This window comes from Liquorilactobacillus aquaticus DSM 21051, from assembly GCF_001436755.1.
Lineage (GTDB): Bacteria > Bacillota > Bacilli > Lactobacillales > Lactobacillaceae > Liquorilactobacillus > Liquorilactobacillus aquaticus.
This window is the reverse complement of sequence record NZ_AYZD01000018.1, coordinates 180,672-194,145: the sequence shown is the minus strand read 5'-3', so window position 1 is coordinate 194,145 and position 13,474 is coordinate 180,672. Positions and strand designations below refer to the sequence as shown.

11 protein-coding genes and 1 tRNA gene are annotated in these 13,474 nt (G+C 36.9%); 9 read left to right on the top strand and 3 right to left on the bottom strand.

Annotated features, from left to right (window positions below):
• Positions 1 to 42 precede the first annotated feature (42 nt).
• The 5 genes from nadE to FC19_RS07610 all read left to right on the top strand — a co-directional run bounded on the left by nadE (position 43) and on the right by FC19_RS07610 (position 4,923).
• Positions 43 to 870, top strand: coding sequence for an ammonia-dependent NAD(+) synthetase (nadE, locus tag FC19_RS07630; protein WP_057876389.1), 828 nt, complete (start codon positions 43 to 45; stop codon positions 868 to 870).
• A 142-nt stretch (positions 871 to 1,012) separates the two neighbouring features.
• Positions 1,013 to 3,202, top strand: coding sequence for a Tex family protein (locus FC19_RS07625; protein ID WP_057876388.1), 2,190 nt, complete (start codon positions 1,013 to 1,015; stop codon positions 3,200 to 3,202).
• Complete coding sequence (locus FC19_RS07620; protein ID WP_057876387.1) at positions 3,199 to 3,648, top strand: SprT family protein; 450 nt, start codon at positions 3,199 to 3,201, stop codon at positions 3,646 to 3,648. Before FC19_RS07625 ends, FC19_RS07620 begins: the two co-directional genes overlap by 4 nt.
• 46 nt (positions 3,649 to 3,694) lie before the next feature.
• Positions 3,695 to 3,780: transfer RNA gene (locus FC19_RS07615), tRNA-Leu, on the top strand.
• Positions 3,781 to 3,924: 144 nt separating this feature from the next.
• On the top strand, positions 3,925 to 4,923 hold the full coding sequence (locus FC19_RS07610; protein ID WP_235809345.1) for a beta-ketoacyl-ACP synthase III: 999 nt from the start codon (positions 3,925 to 3,927) through the stop codon (positions 4,921 to 4,923).
• A gap of 219 nt (positions 4,924 to 5,142) precedes the next feature.
• On the opposite strand, the gene FC19_RS07605 is transcribed toward FC19_RS07610, so the two are convergent.
• Together FC19_RS07605 and FC19_RS07600 are read right to left on the bottom strand one after the other, a co-directional pair.
• Complete coding sequence (locus tag FC19_RS07605; RefSeq protein WP_057876386.1) at positions 5,143 to 5,613, bottom strand: RpiB/LacA/LacB family sugar-phosphate isomerase; 471 nt, start codon at positions 5,611 to 5,613, stop codon at positions 5,143 to 5,145.
• 339 nt (positions 5,614 to 5,952) lie between these two features.
• Positions 5,953 to 7,149, bottom strand: a complete 1,197-nt coding sequence (locus tag FC19_RS07600) for an LCP family protein (protein WP_057876385.1) — start codon at positions 7,147 to 7,149, stop codon at positions 5,953 to 5,955.
• Between the two features lie 214 nt (positions 7,150 to 7,363).
• Here FC19_RS07600 and FC19_RS07595 point away from each other — a divergent pair, with 214 nt between their 5' ends.
• From FC19_RS07595 to FC19_RS07580, 4 genes are all read left to right on the top strand, one after another.
• Positions 7,364 to 8,311 carry an AEC family transporter gene (locus FC19_RS07595; protein WP_057876384.1) on the top strand — a complete coding sequence of 316 codons (948 nt, stop codon included), beginning with the start codon at positions 7,364 to 7,366 and terminating at the stop codon, positions 8,309 to 8,311.
• A 63-nt stretch (positions 8,312 to 8,374) separates the two neighbouring features.
• Entirely contained in the window at positions 8,375 to 9,283 is a 909-nt protein-coding gene (locus FC19_RS07590) for a DMT family transporter (protein ID WP_420805500.1), read from the top strand.
• A gap of 469 nt (positions 9,284 to 9,752) precedes the next feature.
• Positions 9,753 to 10,988: a C40 family peptidase gene (locus FC19_RS07585; protein WP_057876382.1), complete on the top strand. Its 1,236-nt coding sequence runs from the start codon at positions 9,753 to 9,755 to the stop codon at positions 10,986 to 10,988.
• 159 nt (positions 10,989 to 11,147) lie between these two features.
• Positions 11,148 to 11,819, top strand: coding sequence for a 2,3-bisphosphoglycerate-dependent phosphoglycerate mutase (locus FC19_RS07580; protein WP_057876381.1), 672 nt, complete (start codon positions 11,148 to 11,150; stop codon positions 11,817 to 11,819).
• Positions 11,820 to 12,061: 242 nt separating this feature from the next.
• On the opposite strand, the gene FC19_RS07575 is transcribed toward FC19_RS07580, so the two are convergent.
• Positions 12,062 to 13,396: a C1 family peptidase gene (locus tag FC19_RS07575; protein WP_057876380.1), complete on the bottom strand. Its 1,335-nt coding sequence runs from the start codon at positions 13,394 to 13,396 to the stop codon at positions 12,062 to 12,064.
• Positions 13,397 to 13,474: the final 78 nt, after the last annotated feature.

Below are 13,474 nucleotides of genomic sequence, written 5' to 3'. Positions count from 1 at the left end.
GACAGATGATATTACATCATTTTTAATGAGGAGTGAATTAAGATGCGACAGTTACAACAGAGAATTATTGCAGATTTAAGAGTAAGCCCAACGATTGATCCACAGCAAGAGATTAGGCGTAGTGTTGATTTTTTGAAGAACTACTTAAAAAAGAATACTTTTCTTAAAGCTCTTGTTTTAGGAATTTCAGGTGGACAAGATTCAACACTTACAGGGAAATTGTGTCAAATGGCTATTAGTGAGTTGCGGGATGAAACAAAAGATGATGCATATAAGTTTGTTGCTGTTCGCTTACCTTATGGTAATCAGGAAGATGAACAAGATGCAATGGATGCGATTGAATTTATGCAGGCTGATGAGACTGCAAGAGTCAACATCAAATCCGCAACTGATGCAACAGTTGCCAGTGTTGAAGAGAACGGCGTTAAGGTTAGTGATTTCAATAAGGGTAATATCAAAGCGCGCCAAAGAATGATTGCTCAGTATGGGATTGCCAGCGCTGTGAAGGGAGCAGTTGTTGGAACTGATCATGCGGCTGAAGCCTTAACGGGATTTTATACAAAATTTGGCGATGGTGGAGCTGATATCACACCTATTTGGCGTTTAGATAAACGGCAGGGGCGTTCAATGCTGGAAGTTCTCAATGCTCCAGAACATTTGTATGAGAAAACACCCACTGCTGACTTGGAAGATAATCGCCCCGCTCTGCCAGATGAAGTTGCCTTGGGTGTAACTTACGATGATATCGACAATTATCTTGAAGGTCAGAAAATTGAGGATAAAGCAGCAGCCAAGATTGAATCTTGGTATTTGTGTACACAGCACAAGCGCCATTTGCCGATCACTGTTTTTGATAGTTTTTGGAAATAAAATGATAAGTTCGTTTTCTAGCAATGCATTTTTGATTGTACTCGCCTGTGATATGTTATAATGGGCGGGTATTTTTTAGTATAATGAGCATTAACTAATCAGCGCTATTGTTTTGCTGAGCCCAAATAGGAGATAAGGCACAATGAATATTGAGATTGAAAAAAGAGTTGCTCAGAAGGTAAACTTGGCTTATAAATACGTTCATGCAGCTTTGGAACTTTTACAAGCAGGTGACACAGTTCCGTTTATTGCACGTTACCGTAAAGAACGAACTGGAAGTATGGATGAAGTTGTGCTTCGTGATATACAAAGTGCTTATCAAGCTAATGAGAAACTGGATAGTTACAAAAAGAAAGTCATGGCTGCTATTTCTGAACAAGGCAAGATGACAGATGAATTGCAGCAACAAATAAAAAGAGCGACGATTTTGCAAACTATCGAGGATTTATATCTTCCCTTTAAAAAGAAACGCAAAACAAGAGCAACAGCCGCGAAGGAGGCTGGGTTAACAGCTTTTGCGGACTGGATCTTAACTTTTCCACAGGCTGGAATAACTAAAAAGGCACTTACTTTCGTAGCCCCAGAACACAATGTTTTAAACGTTAAGGATGTCATTTCAGGAGCCCAAGATATCATCGCAGAGGCAATTAGTGAGAATGCTATTTTCAGGGCATATATTCGAAGAGTGTTCAAAAGAAGCGGTACTTTGTCGACTAAAGTCAAAAGTGCCGAAAAGGATCCTGATAAGGTTTTCCGAGATTATTATAATTTTAAGGAACCGTTAAGCAAAATACCAACCTATCGCGTCTTGGCACTTGACCGTGGTGAAAAAATAGGTGTTTTATCGAATAAACTTGAAGTTAACGAAGAATACATTTTACAATATCTGCATTCACAGTTGATCATGCAGCACAAAGGACCGGCAGTTGATTTAATAGTGGAAGCATATACTGATGGCTTTAAGCGATTGTTAAAACCTGCTATTGAGCGTGAAGTGCGTAATTCTTTAACCGAAAAAGCGCACGAGCATGCTATTGAAGTTTTTGGAGACAATTTATATCATCTTTTGATGCAAGCACCACTTAAAGGGAAAGTTACACTAGGCTTCGATCCCGCATACCGTACGGGATGCAAATTAGCGATCGTTGATCAAACTGGTAAATTTATTGCAAAACAGGTGATCTACCCCCATTCACGTAAAAAGGGTGAAGATGTTTCGAATGTCCAGAAAAATAAAGCTGGTTCTGAATTTAAAAAGCTGCTTGAAAAGTACCAAGTTGAAGTTATTGCAATCGGGAATGGAACTGCCAGCCGCGAATCGGAACAATTTGTTTCAGAAATAATTAAGTGCTTTTCGCGGCAAATCTATTATGTAATTGTAAGTGAGGCGGGTGCTTCTGTCTATTCGGCAAGCAAAATAGCACGCACTGAATTTCCAGATTTTAATGTTGAAGAGCGATCAGCTGTCAGTATAGCTCGTCGGTTGCAAGACCCTCTAGCAGAGTTAATAAAAATTGATCCGCAAGCAATTGGAGTGGGCCAGTACCAACACGATTTGCCACAAAATAAATTAAAAAAACGTCTAGTTGATGTTATTGAAACGGCTGTTAATCAGGTAGGAGTGGATTTAAATACTGCAAGTGTCCAATTGTTGCAGCATATTGCAGGTTTGAACGCTGTGACTGCTGCTAACATTGTAAAGTATCGGAATGAAAATGGAATGTTTAGAAAAAGAGCTGAATTGAAAAAAATTGAGCGTTTAGGTCCCAAAGCTTATAAACAAGCTGCTGGTTTTCTTCGTATTGTTAATGGCAGCAATATTTTGGATAATACGGATATTCATCCCGAAAGTTATACTTTGACGCATAAAATATTAGATTACTTGGCAATAAAAATAACGGACATTGGTAAAAAAGAGAGTATCAAAAAATTTTCTGAGCAGGATAATGTTGTTTTGGCTGAAAAGTTACAGGCTGGTCGAGAAACTGTCGCTGACATTTTAAAGAGCCTGCAAAAACCAGGCAGGGACGTACGCGAAGAACTTCCTGCACCGCTTTTGCGACAAGATGTTTTGAAAATGGAAGACTTAAATAAGGGCATGAAGTTGCAAGGAACTGTCCGTAATGTGGTCGACTTTGGAGCATTTGTAGATATCGGTGTTAAACAAGACGGTTTAGTTCATATTTCCAAACTAACAAACAAGTTTATAAGCAATCCGCATGAAGTTGTCTCTATCGGGGATATCGTTACGGTTTGGATTGAGAAGGTCGAACTTGATCGCCATCGTATTCAATTGACAATGATTGCTCCTGAAGAAGGGTTTGAAAAATGACCGATGATCAGCTGCAAGAATTGGTCAGAAAAGTTTCGCGAAGTGCATTCAAGCGAGATTTCAAACATCACGCTTTTTTTAACCAGCGCCTAAGGACAACTGGTGGACGATACTTGTTGACCGATCATAATATTGAAATTAATCCTAGGATGTTGTCGGAACATGATCTTGATACGCTTATTGGAGTTATAAAGCACGAGCTATGCCATTATCATTTGCATTTAACTGGGAAAGGATATCTGCACAGAGACAGCGAATTCAAAAAATTATTGCGGCAAGTTGGTGGTTCACGGTATGCTCCACGTTCAGCTGAAGAAGAGAGAAATTTGTGTTATTGTTGTTCAAAATGCGGCCAGCAGTACTTTCGCCGTCGAAGAGTCAATACAAAGCGTTATGTATGTTCTAAGTGCTTAGGAAATTTGATTTTGATTAGAAAAAGTAAATAAAGTCTTGCTTGCTATATTATGTTTTGTTATAATAAATTCTGTTGTTGCGGGTATGGCGGAATTGGCAGACGCGTCAGACTAAGGATCTGGTGGGCGTTATAGCCCGTGATGGTTCGAATCCATTTACCCGCATTGAGCAAATGATAAGGGGGTGGGACAAAACTTTGGTTTTGTTCCATCCCTTTATTGTATATTTACAAAAAAAGTTGCTTGAAAATTAAAAATATTACTAACAGGAAGTTCATTTTTCATGAAGGGCAAGAGGTGAGTCAGCTAGTGAGTAAAGCAGTAAAAATAATGGCAAGTGCGCATTATGTTCCAAAACACGTTGTTACTAACGAGGATTTGAGTCAAGTCATGGAAACATCAGACAAGTGGATTCAGGCGCATACAGGAATTAAAACCCGGCATTTTGCACTTGGTGAAAACACATCTGACATGTGTGTTAAAGTTGCTAAACGAGCATTAAAAGAGGCTGGATTAAGTTCATCAGAACTTGATTTGATTATTGTAGCGACAATCACACCTGATTCATTAACTCCTTCAACTGCTGCTAGAGTACAACAAAAAATTGGTGCTGACAAAGCCTTCTCATTTGACATTAGCGCAGCATGCGCGGGTTTTGTTTTTGCCTTGAGTACAGCTGAAAAATTTATACGTAATGGCAGCTACAAAAGAGCTTTGGTGATTGCAGCTGAAACTAATTCAAAAATGATGGATTTCAAAGATCGAACTTCAGCTGTTTTTTTTGGGGATGGTGCAGGCGGTGTGATTATTGAAGGGGCTGACAATCCTGAAGATGATATGTTTGTAGCTGAAAAATTGAAGACACAGGCCGATGCTGAAGTGATTCACAGTGGCAGGATATCCCCACTAAGAGAAATTGCGGCTGAAAATTATCCAAGTATTGATGCCTTTTATCAGGATGGACATGCTGTTTTTGATTTTGTTAATGCAGTTATCCCCGAGCATATCGAAACTCTCTTGGAAGAGAATTCCTTAATTCCCCAAGATTTGGATCTAATTATTCCACATCAGGCAAATTTACGTTTGATTGAAAAAATTGCTGCGCAATTGGAACTTCCGTTGGAAAAGTTTGCAACCAATATTGAAACGAATGGGAATACATCGTCAGCTGGAATTCCAATAAGTTTGGATGAGGTACTCAGGCAAAAAAGACAACAAGGCCTTATTTTGCTTACTGGATTTGGGGCGGGGTTGGCTTATGGGAGTATTTTGCTGGATATATCCAGGTTTAAATATACTTGTAAGTAAGAGTAACTCAGGACAATAAAATCGTTAGTTATTTGAGGGTAGATTAAAAATTGCTTTTTACACGGTTCCTACTCAAATTTGATTATTAAAATATTAATACAACGCTAAAATAAGCGGATGGAGCAAAATATAACTTTTGATCCACCCACTTATTTTTATGCGATATTTTCATGTAAAAAAACAGCTAATTCATGCCATCAAATTTTTTCAAACAGTCTGCTAGTTAAGTTCATCTAATTTTTTAAGATGCTTGTCGGTGATTGCTTTAACTTTTTTGACGCGGCGAATATATTTTTCTTGAGCCAAAAAGTCAGTCGTCATCCAGACTTTAACAATTTCTAACGCGATTGCAGGGCCGATTATTTTGCCGCCTAAACATAGAACATTGCTGTCATTATGTTGACGAGCAAGTTTTGCACAAAATGGATCTTGACATACAACGGCATCAATTCCGTAGACTCGGTTTGCAATCATTGCGCTGCCATAACCAACACCATCGATAAAAATTCCTCTGTCAGCTTCCTTTTTGGCTACGGACAAAGCTGCTGGATATACATAATCGGATAAATCAACTGGATCGGCAGAGTAAGGCCCGAGATCTTTAACTTCATGCCCCATCGCTTTTAAAGAATCAATGATTTCCTTTTTTAATTCAACACCTGCGTGATCACTTGCTAAAACTATTTTCAAGAAGAACGCCCCTTTTTAATTTGATATTAAGCATCTAATCGTGGTTTTTAGGAAAAACAACGATTATTCACAAAGCATATTATACATTAAATCATGCAGCTGTGAGCTTTTTAATATATCAATGTAGTTTTAAAGTTGCTTTGCATAATTGAATGAGACCACGAATCATAGGAAAATTTTTCTAAACATGTGCTTTTGAAGCTGGACTTGATAAATTAGGGATAATTTGAATTTATTTTCTGTTGAAATAAAAAATCTAACTTGAGACAGCATTTAAAATAGTCTCTCAAGTTAGATCAATTAAGTTTCTATGGATAGAGTTTAAAAAGTTTTGCCGATCTAATAGCCGTTCGAGTAGGTAGGGGTCGAATAAGTAGAATCAGAATCGTAGGTGCCACTATTAGAATAAGACGAGCTGTAATCATTTGTCGAATATGTGTTTCCAGAAGAATACGAACTATCGTTTGAGTCTGAACTTTCACTCGAATAGGTTTCACCTATTTGTCCATAAAATGTCTTGGTGGACGGTTTTAAATTTAACTCATTTCGAATTTTGTTGGAAATCTTTTTCTTTTCTTTGGCTGAAACAACTTGGTATGAAAGACCATTAAGTGTTGCATCTGTACCTTGTAGAACATAAGATTTGATTGAATTTGCTGCAGATTTATAATTTGTTTCGATCGTAAGCATGTCATCGTAAGTCATATCTGTCTGCATATTATCTTCAATTGTTGATAATATCTTTTTGTAGTTAGCAAGAGAAGCAGTGGAAGCAGCCTTATTTGCTATGGCCGTAATAATTTGTTTTTGGCGCTTCTGTCTTCCGTAATCGCCTTCCGGATCACTATAGCGCATGCGTGAATAGGCTAGTGCTTCTTGTCCGTTCAATTTAACAGTTTTTCCCTTGACTACATTAGCGTAACTGTACTTGAAGGTCAGTTGTGGTGTAACTGTGACTCCGCCTAAAGCATCAACGACTTTGCGTAGACCACCCATATTGACTAATAGATAAAAGTCAATTGGGACATGTAGTGTGTTCTGAACAGTCTTAACAGCAGCAGCTGTACCACCGATAGTATATGCAGAATTTATTTTGTCATATGCATTTTCACTACCACTGATTTTGACCTGCGTATCTCTTGGGATACTGGTCAAGGTAGCACGTTTTGTTTGCGGATTTACTGTTGCGATTATAATCGTATCGGTACGTCCCTTATCACTTCGACCTAGATCTCCGGTATCTGTTCCCAGTAGAAGAACAGAAAATGGTTTTTTATCTTTTAAAACCTGAGAGACATTACGTGACTTTTTCACATTTGTTTGTTTAAAAGTTTTATTGATTGTTTCTTTTGCAACACCCAACATATTATAAGTGTAGAAAGCTGCCCCATAGAAGAGAATGAGAATTAAACTTAGCAAGATAGTACATATGAGACGTCGTTTTCCCCGCGGGCTTTTCTTTCGATGTGAAGAACCATTGTTTCTGCGTAGCGGAGTGTCAATCAGTTCTTCAGAACTTTTATCATTATTATTCATAAAAAACTCCTTAAATTCGACATTATGTATGAATTATACTACTTAATGTTAAAATTTGGATAGTAAAAAAGATGTTTAATAGTAAATTAAATAATTAACATTTTAACCTCAATCAAAAACCGTTGTTTTTGGATAGTCTTTCAATTAGTGTTACAAAATTGTGATATACTTATGAATGTTTAATATATGAATAGTGAGAAAGAGAAGTGAAGCTATGCAAGTTTTTGAACATAGTATATCTGGGGTTTTAATTATTTTAGTCATGATTATTCTTGGATATGTTTTGGCAGAGCGAAAGTGGTTTGATGAAAAATCAACTAAATTGATTGCAAGAATCGTTACCCAAATTTCATTGCCTTGTTATATGGTTTCAACAATAATGAGTAAGTTTTCTGCAGAGGATTTAGCAAAAATGATACCAGATTTGCGTTTTCCTGTCGTATCCATGATGATTTTAATGGCAATTGCTTTTGCACTTGTGCGTATTTGTAAGATACGGGATAGTCACGCTGGACTATTTTCATCAATGTTTTTTAATTCAAATACAGTTTTTGTAGGCCTGCCGATTAATCAGGCTCTTTTCGGGAGTGAAAGTATTCCATATGTATTGATTTATTATATGGCGAATACGACAATTTTTTGGACGCTGGGCACATATCTTATTCAACGTGACGGCGGGCAGGAAATAAAGTTTGATTTAAAGAAAACACTTGGAAAAATATTTTCCCCCCCATTATTAGGATTTATCGTAGGTGTTATCTTTGTGTTGTTAGGAATTGAATTACCCGATTTCGTTAATTCTGATTTGGATTATATTGGTAGCTTAACCATTCCATTATCAATGATTTTTATCGGTATTTCAGTTTCGCATGCAGGATTAAATAAATTGGCCTTGAGAAAGGATAATGTACTAATTTTGTTGGGGCGTTTTATCTGTGCACCTTTATTAATGTCCCTATTGGTCATTCCCGCGGATATGCCGTTGATAATGAAGCAGGTCTTTATTTTACAATCAGCAATGCCAGTGATGACTAACGCACCCGTTGTTGCTAATCTATATAATGCCGATTCGGATTATGCTGCTGTGATGGTTACTGAAACTACGTTAATTTCATTGATTGTAGTGCCAATTTTAATGGTTATAACACAAAATATAGGATAGGGAGTATCAGTTGTGAAAAGGACGATAATTTATGTTTTGATATCAACATTAATGTTCAGTTCAATGGAGATCGCATTAAAAGTGGCGGGGGCAACTTTTAATCCTATTCAATTGAATTTGATTCGTTTTTTTATAGGAAGCCTAGTTCTACTGCCGATTGCTAATAAGTCTCTTAAACAAAGCAAACGAGCATTAACAAAACAAGATTGGATTTTGTTTTTAATCACAGGCTTTTTATGTGTCATTGTCAGTATGTCATTGTTCCAGCTTGCTGTAGTTTCAACCAAGGCTTCAACTGTTGCAGTGCTATTTAGTTGCAATCCAGTTTTTGCATTGATCTTTGCTTTTTTGATTTTGCATGAACGCCTTGGACGAGCTAATCTGCTGGCCGTAGTCATTTCAATTATTGGTTTACTAATTATTATTGATCCTGCCCACTTATCACGGCCTGTTGGAATTATTTTAGCACTTTTATCTGCTGTTACCTTTGGCTTTTATTCAATTGTTTCACGTTATGGATCTACCAAGCGCGGTTTAAATGGAATTGTTATGACTTGCTATACTTTTATCGCAGGAACAGCTGAACTGTTGATTATTTCTTGGCTGACACATATCCCTGCAATTGCACGTTGGTTAGGGAAAAGCAGCTCATTATCGAGTTTTAAAGACCTGCCTATAATTCAAAATATTACGTTTTCATCTCTTCCAATGCTTTTTTATTTAGGTGTATGTGTCACTGGCGGTGGTTTTGCGTTTTATTTTCTGGCGATGGAAAGATCAAATGTTTCAACTGCTTCCCTTGTGTTTTTCATTAAACCAGGTCTTGCTCCAATTTTAGCTGCTCTTTTAATTGGGGAAAAAATATCAATATTAACGATTATTGGAATCGTTGTTATTTTAATTGGCTCTGTTGTTACCTTTATCGGTAATAAAGTTAAAGAAGAAAACATTGATGCTGCGCCAAGGTCTTAATAGAATTAGTCAATTAGGCTTTTTTGTTTTTTAGAGCAGTTATAGACTGCAGAAGCACTCTCCATAATACTGAACTGTTATTTTGTTCAGCTTTTTATGAAGAGCGCTTTTTTATTTTGTGGATAACTTATTTTTCGAAAAGAGGCATGCTATGTCTAAATTTGAAAAATGAATAAAATATATGCTCACAACATAACTATAGTTTACTTTAAGGTTACATAAGTAATATTTAATTAATATTAACGAGTAATATAAGAAAAGAGGGTCACATATAGTCAGCAATGACGGTAAAAGATCGACTTTGTAACTTTAGAAACATAAATGTAATATTAGGAGTAAAAAAAGCAATTATAAGGGTATTTTGTAAATATAATGTAATGCTGTGACTCCCCGCTTAATGATAATATTATAAGCGTGGTTACTTAAGGAAATGTTAATAATATTAATGATCGGTAGAGGTGTGAAGTTCATGGGGAAAAATAATTTGGTAAGGGTTACAACTGCAATGGTAACAGCGTTAGTTATTTTCGGTTTAAAAACGGGGGTTTCAGCTTCAGATACGTCTAGTAAAATAAGTGATGTGAATCAAAAGATTGATCAAACACAATCTTTGATCTCGGATGGTCAAAAAAAAATATCGAAGCTTCAAGAAAAGCAGACTGTTGATGCTCAAGAAATCCAGTCTTTGAACAAAAATATCGATGCGCGTAAAGCACACTTGGCTAAGCAAGCACGTTCAGCGCAACTTAATGACACAAGTTCTGTTATCCAATTTGTAACTGATTCAAATAGCCTTAGTGATGCTGTAGATCGTGTCACTACAGTCGCAACCATGGTTCATGCCAACAATCAAACACTATCAGATCAAAAGAAAGATAAATTAAAAGTTGCTGCCGATAAAGAAAGCATAGATCTTGCTGCAACTCAGCAAAAGAAAGTTAATACAAAATTACAGTCAGATATGGCTGACTTAGCAGTTCAAAAAACGGAGCTGCAAGTTAAGAAAGCAAAAGAAGATGCCGATAAGAAAAAAGCAGAAAATGCTTTAGCAGCAGCTAAAAAGGCAGCCACCACTGTTAAGACAACTAAAGACTCAACAGTTGCTGTTAAAGCTTTGGCAACTGCTAATAAAGCTGCGACCGATGTTACGAATAAAACAGAAAATCTAACGAATGTTGTGGCTGCTTCTTCCAGTGGTAACAAAGCGGCAAATGTAACTAATTTATCGAACAACAATAATAATAACAAAACTACGACTAGTGTTAACAATAGCACCAACAGTGAGGCTAATAACGCAGCTTCTAGTAGCAGTTCAACCTCTTCTAGTGTACCAAGTTCTTCTAGTGTAGATACAGGATCAGCAGTTTCTGCTGCTTTGTCCTTGACAAGAATGGGTATTCCATATGTTTGGGGTGGTGCATCGCTCTCGGGAATGGATTGTTCAGGATTAACTGCTTATGTCTACGGCAAATTTGGAGTATCTTTACCTCATAATACGGCTGCACAAGAGGGCTATGTCTCTTATGAATCTGTTTCGCAGGCACAGCCGGGGGACTTGCTTTTCTGGGGTTCAAAGGGAAGCAGCTATCACGTAGCTATCTATATTGGTGGCGGTCAGTATGTTCATGCTCCTCAGACAGGGCAAAATGTTAAAGTTGGAAGCATCTCAACTTTCACACCATCTTTTGCAGGACGTTTGAAGTAGCGCGTTAAATAATGTTAATTAAATAATAATTTTGGACAGCTTTCGAATTATGAGAGCTGTTTTTTATAATAACTTAGTATAAATGGATGTAGCTTTTATGCTGGTTCAAAATTTGGTATGATATGGGGTAAACCTTAATAAAAAGGAAGGGCGAGCGAATTGGTTAAATTAGTATTACTGCGTCATGGGCAAAGTCAGGCTAATCAGACTAATACTTATACTGGGTGGACAGATTCATTGCTGACTGAAGAAGGTGCGAAAGAGGCAAAGAAAGCTGGAGAACTCCTTAAAAAAGAAAAAATATTTTTTTCAACTGTTCATACATCATTTTTAGTGCGTGCAATTAAAACAGCCAACATAGTGCTGTCGACGATAAGTCAGACAGCTGTTCCAATTCGAAAAAATTGGCGTTTGAATGAGCGTCATTATGGAGCTTTGCGAGGTATCAACAAGGATTTATCGCGTCAAATATATGGAAAACATCAAGTGGCTTTGTGGCGCCGGAGTTATGATGCGATCCCACCATTAATGGATCATCCAGATTATGATCGCCGTTATGATAGATACTCAAATGATATACTCCCGCTAGGTGAAAGTTTGAAAATGGCCTCTGAACGGATTATACCCTATTGGCTGGATAATATTGCTCCACAGCTGCTTCATGGGGAAAATCAACTAGTTGTTGCGCACGGTAGCACATTGCGAGCACTGATCAAGTATATTGAAGAAATTAGTGATGAAAAAATTGATGGAGTAGAAGTTGAGAATGCCGTTCCAATAGTTTATGAACTAGATCATAAACTGAGAGTTACGAGTAAAAGAACTTTATAGTTCAGAATGATGATCGGGAAACACAGATCATATATTTTTAACTGCAAGTGTATGATTGAAGTATTTATAACAAAATCAAAACTAGGTTCAGTAGATTTGTTTCGATTTTTTTTTATGATTAAGCAGTTGAAGAGTTTTAAATAATTAACGCTCTATATAAAAGGCTCAGCCGCTGATTGTTTTCAATCCAACCAGCGGCTGAGCCTATTTTACAAGCAAATTTATTGTCTAAAGTCAAACTTTTAAGCTAATGATCCCATTGGATCCCATGGAGAAAGGACTTTTGGTTCTTCTTTCAAGACATCCTGCAAGGCAGTAGGAAGATACTTTTTATTTACAACGACTTGATAACAGAATTCATTCATCCAATCATTGCTCATCACGAAGAAACCATTAGTACCAACTTTCTTTCCCCATGAATTTTCAACTTTCCATTTTGTTGGTTGATTGTCAACTAAGTCAACGCCAGTGAGAACCATCGCATGTGTCATTAAACTTTCACCATAGTCAAGTCGTTCAGCTTTAGACATACCTAGATCAACATCAAACAACTCATCTTTATGATAGAGCTTGGTGTCCATAATACCTTTTTGACGATCTGATTCTTGGCCGACATCACAACCAAACCAGACACTTTCACCAGCTTTGAGCTGATCAACAGCAACCTGTCGGAATGTTTTCATATCGACATTCAAATGACGTATCTGCCTACCAGAGACGACATTTCCGAGCATATCAACAGTATACATGTGGTTGTAAGGCTTATCTTGAGTTGGTCCGTTGATTATTGAAACATAATCATCAAGATTCCACCCAACATATTTTTCAAAGAAGGTCTGAGGAGTTAAGTTACGATCAAGATGATAAGCTTTTTCTGCATCACGATAAGCAAAATCAAATTTAACTGGTGGTTCACCAAAACTATAAGCCAACATCCGATAAGCATCATCAAGCATTTTATTTTTTTCCGCTTCAATCTGTACGTCAGAAGCATGTTTTGCAACCAGCTGACGAAGTTTAACAGCATCTTTACGTAGCTTTAAATTAAAAGTGCTGTTAAATTCGTTTGATTTTGAAGAATTATAGGTCTCAGGCATTGCTGATTGTGGAACAACTCCATATTTTTGAATGATAGCTACGATCATATCCCATTGCCCACCATCTTGTTGAGGTGTGGTCATCAACCAACTGACTTTACGATCAGAAGTCGGCAAGTCTGCGGTTTTAAGGACATTTTCATAGAAATAATTTGCTTTTTCGAGTTTATCCCAGAAATACGTATAATTTTGAGAAAGTTCAAAATCTTTTGGAACCTTGAACTTGTTTTTTATATCATGACGCATTGTATTTAGAGCGGCAAACATCCAGCAACGACCTGATTGTTTTTGATTAGCTACATCTCCCGTATCTAAATCAATTGAGAAAACCGGATCCATTTTAACTTCAGAACGATAATCCGCAGAAGTAGCCAAAATACCATTTTTAGTTACAGCACGCTCGATTACTTCATGATTTGGACGATTCTTTAATGAATTTTTAAATTTAGTTAACTGAGTTGTATCGATAGCTTTAGTCAACAGAGTCACTCTCCTTTTTAACAATAATAGTATTATTATATGCTAAATAAGATTATGCGTAAACCGAATTGTTTTAAT

Coding starts and splice junctions, on each gene's coding strand:
- nadE (WP_057876389.1), top strand. CDS start 43: ATGCGACAGTTACAACAGAGAATTATTGCAGATTTAAGAGTAAGCCCA.
- FC19_RS07625 (WP_057876388.1), top strand. CDS start 1,013: ATGAATATTGAGATTGAAAAAAGAGTTGCTCAGAAGGTAAACTTGGCT.
- FC19_RS07620 (WP_057876387.1), top strand. CDS start 3,199: ATGACCGATGATCAGCTGCAAGAATTGGTCAGAAAAGTTTCGCGAAGT.
- FC19_RS07600 (WP_057876385.1), bottom strand. CDS start 7,149: ATGAATAATAATGATAAAAGTTCTGAAGAACTGATTGACACTCCGCTA.
- FC19_RS07595 (WP_057876384.1), top strand. CDS start 7,364: ATGCAAGTTTTTGAACATAGTATATCTGGGGTTTTAATTATTTTAGTC.
- FC19_RS07590 (WP_420805500.1), top strand. CDS start 8,375: ATGGAGATCGCATTAAAAGTGGCGGGGGCAACTTTTAATCCTATTCAA.
- FC19_RS07585 (WP_057876382.1), top strand. CDS start 9,753: ATGGGGAAAAATAATTTGGTAAGGGTTACAACTGCAATGGTAACAGCG.